The 15,184-nt window shown below is 59.9% G+C and carries 12 protein-coding genes; 7 read left to right on the forward strand and 5 right to left on the reverse strand.

Features of this window, described 5'->3' with window-relative positions:
* The first annotated feature begins 35 nt into the window (after nucleotides 1-35).
* From AC1ENN_RS03160 to AC1ENN_RS03190, 7 genes are all read left to right on the forward strand, one after another.
* Complete coding sequence (locus AC1ENN_RS03160) at nucleotides 36-2,477, forward strand: ribonucleoside-diphosphate reductase subunit alpha (protein ID WP_449648263.1); 2,442 nt, start codon at nucleotides 36-38, stop codon at nucleotides 2,475-2,477.
* A 79-nt stretch (nucleotides 2,478-2,556) separates the two neighbouring features.
* On the forward strand, nucleotides 2,557-3,555 hold the full coding sequence (locus AC1ENN_RS03165) for a ribonucleotide-diphosphate reductase subunit beta (RefSeq protein WP_449648262.1): 999 nt from the start codon (nucleotides 2,557-2,559) through the stop codon (nucleotides 3,553-3,555).
* The gene (locus tag AC1ENN_RS03170) at nucleotides 3,552-4,031 is read left to right on the forward strand and encodes a GNAT family N-acetyltransferase (RefSeq protein WP_480406647.1); all 480 of its coding nucleotides are present in this window, start codon (nucleotides 3,552-3,554) and stop codon (nucleotides 4,029-4,031) included. Before AC1ENN_RS03165 ends, AC1ENN_RS03170 begins: the two co-directional genes overlap by 4 nt.
* Before the next feature lie 75 nt (nucleotides 4,032-4,106).
* Nucleotides 4,107-4,634, forward strand: coding sequence for a hypothetical protein (locus AC1ENN_RS03175; RefSeq protein WP_449648260.1), 528 nt, complete (start codon nucleotides 4,107-4,109; stop codon nucleotides 4,632-4,634).
* Between the two features lie 221 nt (nucleotides 4,635-4,855).
* Nucleotides 4,856-5,746: an ABC transporter substrate-binding protein gene (locus AC1ENN_RS03180; protein ID WP_449648259.1), complete on the forward strand. Its 891-nt coding sequence runs from the start codon at nucleotides 4,856-4,858 to the stop codon at nucleotides 5,744-5,746.
* A gap of 9 nt (nucleotides 5,747-5,755) precedes the next feature.
* Nucleotides 5,756-6,772 (forward strand): amino acid ABC transporter permease, encoded by a 1,017-nt coding sequence (locus AC1ENN_RS03185; protein WP_480391786.1) that lies wholly within the window; start codon nucleotides 5,756-5,758, stop codon nucleotides 6,770-6,772.
* Nucleotides 6,769-7,551, forward strand: a complete 783-nt coding sequence (locus tag AC1ENN_RS03190) for an amino acid ABC transporter ATP-binding protein (protein WP_304612869.1) — start codon at nucleotides 6,769-6,771, stop codon at nucleotides 7,549-7,551. The genes AC1ENN_RS03185 and AC1ENN_RS03190 overlap by 4 nt, the downstream gene beginning before the upstream one ends.
* Nucleotides 7,552-7,584: 33 nt before the next feature.
* Here AC1ENN_RS03190 and AC1ENN_RS03195 read toward each other — a convergent pair whose 3' ends face one another.
* The 5 genes from AC1ENN_RS03195 to AC1ENN_RS03215 all read right to left on the reverse strand — a co-directional run bounded on the left by AC1ENN_RS03195 (nucleotide 7,585) and on the right by AC1ENN_RS03215 (nucleotide 15,043).
* Nucleotides 7,585-8,340 carry a 3-hydroxyacyl-CoA dehydrogenase gene (locus tag AC1ENN_RS03195; protein WP_480406648.1) on the reverse strand — a complete coding sequence of 252 codons (756 nt, stop codon included), beginning with the start codon at nucleotides 8,338-8,340 and terminating at the stop codon, nucleotides 7,585-7,587.
* Nucleotides 8,337-9,494 (reverse strand): thiolase family protein, encoded by a 1,158-nt coding sequence (locus AC1ENN_RS03200; RefSeq protein ID WP_480406649.1) that lies wholly within the window; start codon nucleotides 9,492-9,494, stop codon nucleotides 8,337-8,339. The genes AC1ENN_RS03195 and AC1ENN_RS03200 overlap by 4 nt, the downstream gene beginning before the upstream one ends.
* Before the next feature lie 53 nt (nucleotides 9,495-9,547).
* Nucleotides 9,548-10,402 carry an HpcH/HpaI aldolase/citrate lyase family protein gene (locus tag AC1ENN_RS03205; RefSeq protein ID WP_449648255.1) on the reverse strand — a complete coding sequence of 285 codons (855 nt, stop codon included), beginning with the start codon at nucleotides 10,400-10,402 and terminating at the stop codon, nucleotides 9,548-9,550.
* Nucleotides 10,403-10,501: 99 nt separating this feature from the next.
* Nucleotides 10,502-14,428, reverse strand: a complete 3,927-nt coding sequence (gene hrpA / locus AC1ENN_RS03210; protein ID WP_480406650.1) for an ATP-dependent RNA helicase HrpA — start codon at nucleotides 14,426-14,428, stop codon at nucleotides 10,502-10,504.
* Nucleotides 14,429-14,467: 39 nt separating this feature from the next.
* Complete coding sequence (locus AC1ENN_RS03215; protein ID WP_480406651.1) at nucleotides 14,468-15,043, reverse strand: antibiotic biosynthesis monooxygenase; 576 nt, start codon at nucleotides 15,041-15,043, stop codon at nucleotides 14,468-14,470.
* Between the last annotated feature and the right edge of the window lie 141 nt (nucleotides 15,044-15,184).

Consider the following 15,184-nt stretch of genomic DNA (forward strand, 5'->3'; position numbering starts at 1 on the left):
TTTTCGAGGTTTTATGGGGATTTTAGGGAGTTTTTGTGGCAATTACAGTCGTCAAGCGCAACGGTCAGCGAGAGCCGTATGACGCCAACAAGATCAACCTCGCAATTGAAGATGCCGCCACCGGTCTCGACGACAACATCACGTGGGTAACCCAGATCGCCTCCGAGCTCGAACTGACGCTGTTTGATGGCATCACGACCCAGCAGCTCGACGAAGCCGTCATTCAGGTTGCTCTCCAAAACGTTAAAGATGACCCGGCCTTCGACACCGTTGCAGCCCGTCTTCTCCTCAAGACGATCTACAAGCGCGTTCTCGGTGACTACACCGACGCCGCTGACCTCAAGCGTCTGCACAAAGAGCACTTCGGCCCCAACGTCATCCGTGGCGTAGAAGAGGGACTCCTCGACCCTCGCCTCACCAGCATGTTCGACTTGGATGCTCTCGCCGAGCACCTTGAGCCTGCTCACGATGAACTGCTCAAGTACATCGGTGTTGTTACGCTCAACAACCGCTACGGCATCAAGGGTCGCAATGGCGATGCGCTTGAGGTTCCGCAGTACTTCTGGATGCGCATCGCGATGGGTCTTTCGCTCAACGAAGCGAACCCCAACGAGGCTGCCCTCAAGTTCTACGAGAAAATGTCTAGCCTCGAGTACTTGGCTGCCGGCTCCACTCTCGTTAACGCGGGAACGATCTACCCGCAGCTCGCCAACTGCTTCGTCATGGAAATGCAAGACGACATGGAGCACATCGCTAAGACGACACGCGATGTCATGTGGCTCACTAAGGGCACCGGCGGAATTGGCCTTTCGGTCACCAAGCTTCGTGCTCAGGGTTCGCCCATCCGCTCGAACAACACCACCTCAACCGGTCCCATCCCGTTCATGCACACGATCGACTCGATCCTGCGTGCGGTAAGCCGCGGTGGCAAGAAGTTCGGTGCGCTGTGCTTCTACATGGAGAACTGGCACATGGACTTCCCGGAGTTCCTCGAACTCCGCAGCAACTCGGGTGACCCCTACCGCCGCACTCGCACGGCCAATACGGCAGTGTGGATCAGCGACGAGTTCATGAAGCGCGTTCAGAACGACGACTCTTGGTACCTCTTCGACCCGCTCGAAGTCACCGACCTCAACGAGCTTTACGGCAAGGCTTTCTCGAAGCGCTACAACGAATATGTCGCGATGGCTGACGCCGGCGAAATGCACATGTTCAAGAAGATCGGTGCTCGCGAGCAGTTCAAGTCGATCCTCATCTCGTTGCAGACCTCGAGCCACCCGTGGTTGACCTGGAAAGACACCATCAACAACCGTGCGCTCAACAACAACACGGGCACGATCCACCTCTCCAACCTGTGCACCGAGATCACGCTCCCGCAAGACGAAGACAACGTCTCCGTCTGCAACTTGGCATCGATCAACCTCTCGCGTCACCTCCTGCCTGAAGGCGGAGTTGACTTCGCGAAGATTGCTGAGAGCGCTCGACTGGCGGTACGCCAGCTCGACAACCTCATCGACATCACCCGCTCCAGTGTGAAAGAAGCAGACTTCTCGAACGAACAGAACCGCGCCGTCGGCCTTGGTGTCATGGGCTTCACCGACATCATCGAGAAGCTCGGCTACAGCTACGAGAGCGAAGAGGCCTACGACCTCATCGACGAAATCATGGAGCACGTCTCCTACGCTGCGATCGATGCCAGCACCGAACTCGCCAAGGAGCGCGGTTCGTACACGAACTTCGAAGGCAGCCGTTGGTCGGAAGGCCTCGTGCCGCTCGACTCCATCGCGCTCACCGAAGAAGACCGTGGCATGGAGATCAAGGTCAACCGCAAGACGCGCCTTGACTGGGATGCCATGCGTGAAAAGGTCAAGGGTGGAATGCGTAACGCAACGCTCATGGCGATCGCGCCAACCGCATCCATTGGTCTCGTTGCCGGCACGACGCCCGGCCTCGACCCGCAGTTCTCGCAAATCTTCAGCCGCTCGACGTCAAACGGCAAGTTCCTTGAAGTGAACCGCAACCTCGTGGAGACGCTTCAGGAGCACGGACTGTGGGAGAAGAACCGCGAAGCTATTCTGCGCAGCCAGGGTGACATCCAGAACGTTGCCGGCATCCCCGACGACATCAAGGCCGTATTCAAGACGAGCTTCCAGCTCTCGCCGTATGCGTTCCTTGAGGTTGCCGCTCGTGCCCAGAAGTGGATCGACCAGGCCATCAGCCGCAACATGTACCTCGAGACGCGTGACCTCGGCGACATGATGGACATCTACTTCGACGCGTGGTCTCGTGGCGTCAAGACCACTTACTACCTCCACATGAAGCCCCGCCACCAGGCAGAGCAGTCGACCGTCAAGGTCAACAAGTCCGAGGAGATCTCGTCGACTAAGGCTGCATCGTCTGAGGCCGGAGCAACCGCAGCATCATCAACTCCCGCACGCCGAGGCTTCGGCGGATTTGCAAAGAAGGCAGAAGCATAATGAACCGCGACAACATCACAGACGACTACTTCGTTCCCGTCGATCCCATGGACGACCTTCAGTGCGATAGCTGCCAGTAATGGGAATTCTAGGAACAGGCCTGCAAGATGGCCTCCTACTGAAGCCGATCAAGTACCAGTGGGCAATGGACCTGTACGACCAGGCCGTCGCCAACACGTGGTTCCCTAACGAGATTCAGTTGGGCGAAGACATCGCCGACTTCAAGAAGATGACTGATGAAGAGCGTCACGCAGTGACCTTCCTCATGAGTTACTTCAACCCGAATGAGTTGCTCGTCAACAAGGCGCTCGCTTTCGGTGTGTACCCGTATGTTTCTGCTGCAGAATGCTCGCTGTACTTGGCGAAGCAAATGTGGGAAGAAGCGAACCACTGCATGAGCTTCGAGTACGTTCTCGAGACCTTCCCCATCGACCGTGAAGCTGCCTACAACTCTCACGTCGACGTGCCATCCATGGCGCGCAAAGAAGAGTTTGAGATGAAGTACATCCGTCGTATGACGGAGCAGACCCTCGACATCAACACCATCGAAGGTAAGCAAGACTTCATCCGCAACCTCGTTGCATACAACGTGGTTCTTGAGGGCATCTGGTTCTACTCGGGATTCATGGTCGCTCTGTCATTCCGTCAGCGCAACCTGCTGCGCAACTTCGGTTCGCTCATGGACTGGGTCGTTCGCGACGAGAGCCTGCACCTCAAATTCGGTATCAACCTGATTCTCACGGTGCTCGAAGAGAACCCCGAGATTCAGACCGAAGAGTTCGCTGACGAAATTCGTCAGATGATTCTGGATGCTGTGGAAATGGAAGAGGCCTACAACCACGACCTTCTTCCCGGTGGCATCCTCGGGCTCAACGCCAACTACATCAACCAGTACGTCAAGTACCTGGCTGACCGCCGCCTCGAGGAGCTTGGTTTCGAAGCCCACTACAAGGTCACAAACCCGGCCAAGTGGATGGCTACCGCCAACGACACTCTTGAGCTTGTGAACTTCTTTGAGTCGACTAACACCTCGTATGAGGCAAACGCGTCGGCAACCACCAAGGTCAAAGCGGAGTGAGCCTGACCGTTGAGTGGGTCGATTGGCTTGACCCACGAGCGGTTGAGCAGCGAGCGGCGATGGATGTCGAGACGACGGCGATGTATGCCGACCGTCAGGCAGAGCTCGATGATGCTGGTCGCGCTGCGGTACATGCAGCGTTGACGATTGCGCCGTCGGAGATTACTCATACGGCGCTGGTGCTCGATGGCGATTCGGTCATCGGGCACGCAGCCTTGCGTCCGTTTGGCTCATCCCTTGAGGTCAAGAAGGTTTTCGTCGACTCGAACCATCGTGGCAAGGGTGCTGCGCGCCGACTCATGAACGCGCTTGAGGGCGTAGCGCGAGAAGCTCAGGCGCGCTCTTTGGTGCTTCAAACCGGCCACGTTCAAGTGCCGGCTATGACTCTCTATGAGAGCTTGGGATACCAACGGATTGACGCTTTTGGGCACTACGCTGCGATTCCTTTCGGTGTCTGCTACGAGAAGACCTTGTAGCCCGTTCAGGTTGTCCATCTAAGCTGCACTGGACGGGGGATACCGTTCATCAATCAAAACCGGAACAATTGCACTGTGAGATTTATTCGGCGGCGCCCGCGCCTTAACTTGGGTAAATTTAGGGCGCCCGAGCCCGTCGAAGAGGCCCCGATCGAGAGGGTCGTCGAAGAGGGTGTGCTGATCGCCCGCAATGCTGTGCGCATGGCGGTAAAAAACCGAATCATTGTGGATGCCGCACGAGACCACCTTGATTACGATGACGGCGCATTGGCCGGTCTGGTTCACGTCGAGTTCGACCAGCTTGCTGAGCAAGCAGAGCACCTCCTCCGAGGATCGCACTCTGACCGCAACCGCGCGGTTCAAACGGGGCTCGCTGAAGGACTGCGCCAAGCATCCATGGATGGCGAACTGATTTCGAGCATCATCGACGAAGCGCGGGAGCTTGCCTGGAGCGAAATCGGCACCGCAATCATTGCCAAACTTCGCGTCGCCTACTTGCCGATGGAAGACCCCTCCTATGACGCTCAACGCAAGCGTCGACTTCGTGAGTTGCGAACCATTAACTTTGCTGAACTTGAGGCTGCGGCGCAGGGCGAGTACTAGCCCACACCGGCGTAAAGTGGACCAAAAGCAGCATTTCGACGTGTGCAGCACATATCCGTCACATTGATCGCAGCCTCGCAGTCACGCGGCGCGGGTGGGCGAAAAATTGCGTGCACCCGAAGGTAGGCTGCCTAGGTCGACGTTTCAACGAGGTGCGTCCTGCGGGATTCCAGCCTCGTCAACGGCGACCACATTCACTTGGATAAAGAGAAGGTTGGACCATGAGAATCAATTTCGCGCTTCCAGTATTGGTCGTTGCTACGGCCCTGATGCTGTCGGGTTGTGTTGACAACAGCACACCAAGCACCGATACGGGTGGAGGCAACCTTGACGTTGGCACTGATGCTGCTGCCATTGCTCTGCTCCCCGCCGACATCAAAGACGCCGGCGTTCTCGTCATCGGTATCGACCCGACCTACGCCCCCAACGAGTACAAAGACGACGCCGGCAACCCCATCGGGTGGGAAGTTGACCTCGGCAACGCCATGGCGGCCAAGCTCGGTCTCGAGACCCAGTACCAGCCATCGAGCTTCGACAAGATCATCCCCAGCGTCACGGGCGGCAGCTATGACATCGGGCTTTCCTCGTTCACCGACAACGAAGAGCGTGAGAAGGTCGTCGACTTCGTCAACTACTACGAAGCCGGCATCCAGTGGGCACAATTGATCGGTGTAGACGTTGATCCCGCTAACGCCTGTGGCCTCACGGTTGCTGTGCAGACCGCGACTTACGAAGAGACCGATGAGCTTCCCGCAAAGTCGCAAGAGTGCACGGATGCTGGCAAAGAGCCCATCGACATCCTCAAGTTCGACACGCAAGACGAAGCGACCAACGCTCTCGCTTTGGGCCGTGCAGACGCAATGAGCGCCGACTCGCCCATCACGCAGTACGCAGTGAGCCAGGTCGAAGACAAGATCGAACTCGCGGGCGACTCCTTTGATACCGCACCGTACGGCATCGCCGTGCAGAAGGATTCAGAACTCTCTGCAGCACTCCAGGCTGCACTCCAGTCGATGATCGACGACGGAACCTACAAGACGATCCTCGAAGACTGGGGCGTCTTCAGCGGTGCTGTCTCGTCGATCACCATCAACGCGGCAACCACCAGCTAGGTATTGGCTGTGTCAGATTCTGGCCGTTCGGCGACACCCGTAAGCGTGTCGCCGAACGGCGCTGACCAAGCAGAGGCGATCAAAGCGATTCGCCTTCGCCACCCGTGGCGCAATGTTGTTGCGGTCATCCTCGTTGCCATGCTGGTTCTCTTTATCGTTGATGCTTCGCAGCGCGAAGCGTATGGCTGGGAGAACTTCGGCAAATACATTTTCGATAAGAGAATCTCGCAGGCCGCCGGCTACACGATCCTGCTAACGGTGTACTCGATGATCATCGCGATCATTTTGGGCGTCACCCTTGCGGTTATGCGGCTCTCGGACAACCCTGTTGTTAAGGGCATTGCGTGGTTGTACCTCTGGGTATTCCGCGGAACTCCTGTCTACGTGCAACTCGTGTTCTGGGGTCTCTTCGCGACGATCTACTCAACGATCGACGTGGGCATCCCCTTCACCGAGCCGTGGCTCTCGGTGGAAACCAACGATCTCATCAGCGTGTTCTGGCTTGCCGTGATTGGGCTCGCGCTCAATGAGTCCGCCTATATGGCCGAGATCGTGCGTGCTGGAATCCTTTCGGTCGATAAGGGACAAGACGAGGCAGCAACTGCCCTCGGAATGTCGTGGCTACAGACGATGACGCGCGTCGTCATCCCGCAGGCCATGCGCATCATCATCCCTCCGACCGGCAACGAAGTAATTTCGATGCTGAAGACCACCTCACTGGTCACCGCTATTCCGTTCAGTTTGGAACTCTACGGACGCTCGCGCGACATCTCCGTAGTGATCTTTGATCCGATCCCGCTATTGCTCGTAGCCTCGGCCTGGTACCTGCTGTTCACCTCGATCCTGATGGTGGGCCAGTACTTCTTGGAGAAGCGTTTCTCGCGCGGAGTCGGCCAAGCACGCCCCGAAAAAGCGGGGACCGAGACCGGAGTGATCACGCTCAAGACCGGAGTCATCGAGACCCCTGGTGCAGCATCCGACACGGACGATTCCAGTACCGATCCGACAGGAAAGGAGCACCAATGACGAACGCAGCCGTAAGCGACGTGCCTATGGTGCACGCCGACCGTGTGTCGAAGAGTTTCGGCTCTAACGAGGTGCTGAAGAGCATCTCGCTGTCAGTTCCGCAGGGCGAAGTTATGTGCCTTGTCGGGCCAAGCGGATCGGGCAAGTCGACATTTTTGCGCTGCATCAACCACCTTGAGCGCGTCGATGCTGGCCGACTCAGTGTCGATGGCGTTCTGGTCGGATACGAAGAGCGCGGCGACAAGCTCTATGAGCTCAAGCCCCGCGAAGCGGCCCGTCAGCGCCGCGATATCGGCATGGTGTTTCAGCGGTTCAATCTGTTTCCGCATATGACAGCCCTCGAAAACATCATTGAGGCGCCCATCCGCGTCAACAAGGTGAAGAAAGAAGCCGCAATCGCGCACGGCAGAGAACTGCTGGCTCAGGTTGGTCTTGCGGAGAAAGAGGATGCCTATCCGGCCCACCTCTCCGGTGGCCAGCAGCAGAGAGTGGCTATCGCCCGCGCTCTCGCTATGGAGCCCAAGCTCATGCTGTTCGATGAGCCGACCTCCGCACTCGACCCCGAACTGGTCGGTGAGGTGCTCGATGTCATGAAGGGTCTCGCCGATTCCGGAATGACCATGATTGTTGTCACGCACGAGATGGGGTTCGCGCGCGAAGTCGCTGATCAGCTCGTCTTCATGGACGGCGGCGTTGTGGTGGAGTCGGGTGACCCCGACGAAGTGCTCGGCAACCCCCAGCACCAACGCACGAAAGCGTTCCTCTCAAAGGTTCTCTAGCGCTGTAGCCGTTAGTCGATCCGGGTGTCGCCGCTAGCGCGGTTGCATCCGGATCGCACCATCAAGGCGAATCACTTCGCCATTGAGCATCGGGTTTTCGACGATGTGCTGCACGAGTGCGGCATATTCGTCGGGGCGCCCCAGGCGCGACGGATGCGGCACTTGAGCGCCGAGCGAATCTTGCGCCTCTTGCGGCAGCCCAGCCATCATCGGTGTCTCAAAGATGCCCGGGGCGATGGTCATGACGCGCACAAACGATGACGCAAACTCGCGGGCGAGGGGAAGAGTCATGCCGGCAACTCCGGCCTTCGATGCTGCATAGGCTGGTTGTCCAATCTGCCCATCAAACGCAGCGACGGATGCCGTATTCACGATCACTCCGCGCTCGCCGTCAACCGGGTCGGTTTCGACCATCGCGGCTGCCGCCAAACGGATGACGTTGAAGGTGCCCGTGAGGTTGATGCCGATCACCATTTCGAACGTTTCTAGCGGGAGCACCCCATTGCGGCCGAGAGTCTTGCCCGGTGTCGCGACGCCGGCACAGTTCACGACAATGCGCAGCGGTCCCGTCGAACTCGCAAGGGCGACCGCGGCTTGGACGTCGGCCTCCGAGCGCACATCGGTTGGCGCAAACCGGAAGCCATTCTCGGCGGCAATCTCGACTCCACGGGAGCTGGGAAGGTCGGCGATGGTGACGTGGGCACCTTGGGCGGCGAGAGCGCGAGCGGTGGCGAGCCCGAGTCCACTCGCACCACCGGTAATGAGTGCTGCGGCATCCTGAATTTTCATGCAAGCCTTTCAATAATGGTGGCGTTTGCCATGCCGCCGCCTTCGCACATGACGTGGAGTCCGTAGCGGCCGCCGGTGTGGTCGAGATGATTGACGAGGGTACTGAGGAGGCGTGTGCCCGAGGACCCGAGGGCGTGGCCCAGGGCTATCGCGCCACCCCGGGGGTTCACGATCGCGGGGTCAACGGCAAATTCTCTAAGCCAGGCGAGGGGCACTGAGGCGAACGCTTCGTTTACCTCAATGCTGTCGAGTTGATCGAGACGGATGCCGCTGCGCTCTAACACGCGATGGGTCGCCGGAATGATCCCGGTGAGCATCTCGATGGGGTCGGAGCCGACCACCGCGAAGGAATGGAAACGGGCTCGAGGTTTCAGGCCGAACGCGGCTGCTCGTTCTTCGCTCATGATGAGCACAGCGGAGGCACCATCGGTGAGTGGCGAGGAATTGCCTGCCGTTACCCGCCACTGGATTTCGGGAAAGCGTGCCGCGATCGCGGCGTCGTAGAACGCAGGGGAGAGGCCGGAGAGCGTCTCAGCGGTAGTACCGGGCCGCACAGTTTCGTCGCGTGCCAAATCTCCGATCGGAAGAATTTCACTGCTGAAATCCGCAAGCGAAGCGCGGGAGTGCGAGTCAGCGGCGAAGAGGTCGAGGTCGTCACGATCAAGGCCCCAGCGTGCGGCGATCAGTTCGGCGGAGATTCCCTGATTGACGAGGCCGTCAGGGTACCGTGCGCGCAGTAGCGGACTCATCGTGCTCTGACCAAGTGTTGCCTGACCGATGGGGTGTGAACTCATCAGTTCAACACCGCAGGCAATCACAACATCGTTGATCCCGGCCATCACTGATTGAGCAGCGAAGTGTGCGGCTTGCTGGCTGGACCCGCACTGGCGGTCGATCGTGGTTGCCGGAACTGTCTCCGGAAATCCGGCAGCGAGAACAGCGTTGCGGGTCACATTCACGGCCTGTTGGCCCGACTGCGTCACACAGCCGCCCATCACATCATCGATAATTGCCGGGTCGAGATCGTGGCGGCTGAGTAGCCCGTTCAGCACCGTTGCGAGGAGATCGATGGGGTTCTCTTGAGAGAGGGCTCCGCCGCGTTTACCTCGGCCCGAAGGCGTGCGAATCGCATCAACGATGACTGCCGTTGTCATGCCTCAACACTAATCGTGGGCTCGCCATCATGCGAGCCTAATGAGAGCCCCGTCTAGGCGGGTTCAACACCGAAGGCGCGAGCGAGCTTGTCGATCTTTTGAGCTCGCCCCAAGCGGGGCAGGTCGCTGCCATCACGGATGACGCGGCCACGAGCCTCGAAGTCTTCCAAGAATTCGCGAGCCCACGCCACATCTGAGCGAGTGGGGCTGATGACTTCGTTGATGATGGGCAATTGCTCGAGGTCGAGGCAGAGCTTGCCCGTCATGCCGAGGGCAACAGCCATGCTGCCCTGTTCGCGCAGCACCGGGTGGTTAGTGCCGACGGTCGGGCCGTCGATCGGGCCGGGCAGGTTGCCGACGCGGCTCGCAATGACGAGACGCGAGCGTGGGTAGGCCATCGCAAGGTCGTCGGAGCTCGTGCCGGTGTCGCGCCGATAGTCGCCACTGCCGAACGCCAGACGATAGGCGCCACGGGCGCGAGCAATCGATGCTGCTTCTTCAATGCCGAGTGCAGACTCGACGAGGGCGATCACCGGTGTGACTCCCTTGAGACGGTCAAAAGTTTCCGAGACGTGAGCTGCTGCCTCAGCCTTGGCGAGCATGACGCCGCGCAGGCCCGGAAGTCCGGCGAGAGCATCCACATCGTCTGACCAGAAGTCAGACGTGCGGTCATTGATGCGGACCCAACCACTGCCACCGTTGCTCAGCCACTCGACGACCGAGTCACGGGCTGACGACTTGAGGCGCGGGTCAACAGCGTCTTCGACATCGAGAATGATTTGGTCGGCGCGAGACTGCTCAGCGCGATCAAATTCTTCGGGACGAGTTGCTGCGACCAGAAGCCACGACCGAGCAATCTCGGCGGAAACATCGTGGGTGGTCGGGTGATCGTTGGTGCTTTCAGACACGCGTCAGCTGCTTTCTTTCATTAGAGAGGCGACGTTCTCGTGCCACTCGCAGCCTCAAGGGTACCCGGTGATGGCTGTGTGCCGTCGAATACTCGGGCGCTACGAAGCGAGTACTTTGGCGATTCGTTGCACGCTCACCGATTCGGCGGTGCCCAAGTGTTGGGCGAAGAGGCTCAAGCGCAACTCTTCGAGCATCCACCGAGCGCGCGCGATCTGTGGTTCGGGATACTGCTCCAGCGGCAGTGTGCCACCGGCATCCTTATAGCGACGGGTCGCGAGTTCGACTTCTGACATCCACCCGCGGTCTTTGCCGGGGTTCTCGGTGAGCTTTGTCACACGATGTTCGATGCCCTTGAGGTACACCGGCAGGCGGCGCAGCTGCGTGAGCCCTGTCGCGGAAACGAAGCCGGGGTAGACCAAGGCATCGAGCTGTTCGCGTGCATCGCCGAGAGGGGTCAGCAAGTGCATGCTTGTTGCGGCACGTATCGCCTTGTCGGCGAGCCGAACTCCCGAAACAATGGATGCCACGAGCGAGACGGTCGCAAAGAGCGAGTCGACCAGCCCTGCCGAAATTTCATTGCGCAGCGCCTCGAACTCGGTCTGTGAAAAGACTTCGCGGTCGCCCATGACGGAGTCAACGCAGGCGCGCAAGCAATCGTCGAAGAGGGCATTCGTTGACCGATACGGGCTCTGGGCGAGTACGAGTTTTTCGGTGCCCGTGAGATGTTCGTTGATATAGCCGAGCGGCGAGGGAATCGCCAGCAACAGTAGGCGACGCACACCGCTCTGGTGGGCGATGGCCTGATCGTAGGGGGTCGACATGAGGCGAATGGATACTGAGTCGCCGTCGTCCACTAGCGCGGGGTAGGCGCGAATGGTGTTGCCGCCGTGCTTGGTGTCGCGGGAGCGGTCAAGTTCGCCAAAGTCCCAACTCGTAATCCCGGAACGTTCGAGGGTGTTGGTGTTGGTGTGGGGTTCAGCGGAGCCGCGCGTAGCACCTTGGACCGCACGCGCGACGCTTTCGCGGGCAACCGGTTTGAGGCTTGCCTGCAGGCTGCGCAACGATTTGTTCGCGCCGACCTTTTTGCCGTTCTCGTCGATAACCGCAAAAGTGACACGGAGGTGCGCGGGTACGCGATCGAGATCGAAGTCGGAGGTCGACACGGTGGCATACGTGAGCCGCGCGATTTCTTTCGCCAAGAATTCGGTCAGCGATGGTCCGCCCTCAAACGCGGCGGTTGCTGGATCGTCGGGGGCAGTTTCGAGCAGGCGGCGGGCCCAGTCGGCGGCCGGAACAACGTTACGGCGGATGGGTTTCGGCAGCGATTTGATGAGCGCGGTGACGAGGTCGTCGCGCAGCCCAGGCACTTGCCAGTCGAAGCCGTCGGGGCGAAGGCCAGCGAGGAGTGGCAACGGAACGGCAATAGTCACACCGTCGTCGTCAGTTCCTGGCTCAAAGCGGTAGGTGAGGCTCAGCGTCTGGTCGCCACGAACCCATGTCGTCGGGAACGCGGCGTCATCGACTTCGGCGTCATCCGCATTCTCAAGGAGATCGTTGGTGGTGAGTGTGAGCAAGTCGGGGGAGTCGTGACGAGCTTTCTTCCACCAGCCCTCGAAGTCACGCACGGACGCGACGGTGGCGGGCACACGCTTGTCGTAGAACTCAAAAATAGTTTCGTCATCGTGAAGGATGTCTCGGCGACGGCTGCGCTCTTCGAGCTGTTCGAGGTCACGGCGCAGGGCACGGTTCGAGGCATCGAAGCCCCACACGCGCTTGTCGCGCTTTGTCAGGTCGTCTTCGCCCTCGACGAGGGCGTGGCGAATGAAGAGTTCGCGGGCGGCAGGAAGATCTACCCGGGAGAACTGGATGCGGCGGCGGGCGGCCAGCGTGACGCCATAGAGCGTCACGCGCTCGAACGCGACGGCTGCACCCTGCTTCTTCTCCCAGTGCGGTTCCGAATAGCTGCGCTTCACAAGATCGCCCGCGAGCTTCTCCGCCCACACCGGATCGATCGACGCATTCATGCGCGCGAAGAGCCTGCTCGTTTCCACGAGCTCGGCGCTCATTATCGCGTTGGGCTGCTTCTTGGCCAGAGCCGAGCCGGGGAAGATGACGAAGCGGGTTTGACGGGCGCCAATATAGTCGCGCTTCGCGACATCCTTGAGGCCAATGTGGCTAAGCAAGCCGGCCAGTAGTGAGCGATGGATGCCGTCGGGGTTCGAGTGCGCGTCGCTAATAACCAGTCCAAGCGGCTTGGCCATCCGGCTCAACTGGCGGTACACGTCGTGCCATTCGCGCACGCGCAAATAGTTGAGGTACTCGTTCTTGCACATCCGGCGGAACTGATTGCCCGAGAGTTCTTTTTGTTTCTCTTCGAGGTAGTTCCAGAGGTTGAGCATGGTGAGAAAGTCGCTTATGGGGTCGATGAAGCGCGCGTGCTGTTGGTCGGCTTGGGGTCGCTTATCGAGAGGGCGTTCTCGGGGATCTTGAATGCTGAGCCCAGCGACGATCGCCATGACTTCGCGCGTGGTGCTGTGCTGCTTCGACTCGAGCACCATTCGGGCGAGCCGGGGGTCGATCGGCAGTTGGCTGAGTTGTTTGCCGATGCGGGTGATGCGCGGGGTGGCATCTTTTGTGGCACCGGATTTACTTCCGGCTTTCGTCTGCCCCACCATCGCGTTTTCGACGGCACCCAGTTCGGTGAGCAGGTCGAGCCCGTCTTTGATGCCGCGAGAATCTGGTGGCTGAAGGAACGGGAACTCGGCGATATTGCCCAGACCAAGCGAGATCATCTGCAGGATGACCGCCGCGAGGTTGGTGCGCAAAATCTCGGGTTCCATGAACTCGGGGCGCGAGTTGAAGTCTTCTTCGGAGTAGAGGCGGATCGCGATTCCGTCACTCGTTCGACCCGAACGCCCGGAGCGTTGGTTGGCGCTGGCCTGGCTAATGGCCTCGATCGGGAGGCGCTGAATCTTGGCGCGCGTACTGTATCGACTAATGCGGGCCGTTCCCGCATCAATGACGTAGCGGATGCCCGGCACGGTCAGGCTGGTTTCGGCAACGTTGGTGGCGAGCACGATGCGGCGTCGCGTGCCTGGGGTGCGGCGCGACTCGAAGACGCGGTGCTGCTCGGCGGAGCTCAGCCGACCGTAGAGGGGAAGCACTTCGGTGCCCTCGGAGAGCTTGCCGGCGCTGATGCGTCCGCGGATCGCTTCTTCGGCATCCCGAATTTCGGTTTCGCCCGAGAGGAACACGAGCACGTCGCCGTCGCTCTCGCGGGAGAGTTCGTCGAGGGCATCGTTGATGCCTTCGAGGTAGTCGCGGTCGGCACGGTTTGCGGCAGCTTCTTCGGCATCCTCTGATTCGAGGTCGTCACCAACGTTCTCTTCAGCGACGAGGGGGCGGTACCGAATTTCGACGGGGAAGGTGCGACCAGAGACTTCAATGATCGGGGCACCGTCGAAGTGTTTGGAGAAGCTTTCGGGGTCGATTGTTGCACTCGTGATGATGATGCTGAGATCGGGGCGGCGGGCGCGAAGCTGCTTGAGATAGCCGAGCAAGAAGTCGACTGTGAGGCTGCGTTCGTGGGCTTCGTCGATGATGATCGCGTCGTACTTTTTGAGGTCGCGGTCGCGGTGAATTTCGTTGAGCAAAATGCCGTCGGTCATGAGCTTCACGCGCGTGTTTTTGCCGACGCGATCGGTGAAGCGCACTTGGTAACCCACGAGATCGCCGAGCTCGGTGCCGAGTTCTTCGGCGATGCGCTCGGCGACGGTGCGGGCGGCAATCCGTCTGGGCTGCGTGTGCCCAATGGATGTCTTGCCCAGTTCGAGCAGAATCTTGGGCAGCTGGGTGGTCTTTCCGCTACCGGTTGCTCCGGCAATGATCACGACTTGGTTCTCGCGGATTGCCTTCGCAATGTCGTCCCGGCGCTGGCTGACGGGCAGCTCAGGTGGGAACGTGATCGCTACCCCGGCAGGCAGCAGCGTTGCGGTGCTGGCGGAGTGAACTTCGGAGGCGGACATAGCCCTTCAGCTTACGCGCTGTGACTGCGGCGTGATCCGCTACCGTGTCGGCAGAAGCCAGCGTCGCAGCATCCGGGTCACTCCTGGTAGCAGCACGTAGGTCATGATCGGGGTGAGGCAGAGTGTCGTGAGCAGCACGCGTGCCAGAATCGGCAGCGTATCCCAGCCGGGCACGAGCAGCGTCACGAGGTAGGTGAACGCGAGGTTGAGGGGAAAGAAGCCGAGCCAAATGGTCACGGCTTGTTTCCAGCGCGGTGGCACTGTGGCGGCGGCTGGCCCGGCGTGCTCAACGGTCACTTCGGTTGGTTCGTCAAACCAGCCTTCGATGCCGGTGCGGCGTTCTGTTCGTTGGTCGTGCACGAATCCGCTTCCGCTTTGCAACCACCACGCACGTTCGGGGGATTGTTCCCAGTGCAGCAGTGCTGCGTCATCCGCGAATCGGTACAGCATGTGCCAGGTGGTGCTGTCGGTGCCGGCGCGCACCCAACCGGAGCCGAGGAAGCCGGGGTAGCTGGTGGCCAGATTGATTCCGGTTTGCATCCAGGCGGTGGCTTCGGCGATTCGGGCGGGATCGACGGTGCGTTCAATGGAAATTGTGATGGGGCTGGTGCTCATGCGTCTCAGCGCACTCCTTCTCTGTTGACCAGCGACAACAGTGACAGCCGGTGTGGGCTTAGCTCCGGCCAGTATAGGTCGGATGCCCGCAGCGCTGATCCGCGCAGTGTCAGGTTGTCACGAAGCCTGTGCTCAGTCGCG

Source organism: Rhodoglobus sp. G.S.23, from assembly GCF_056675935.1.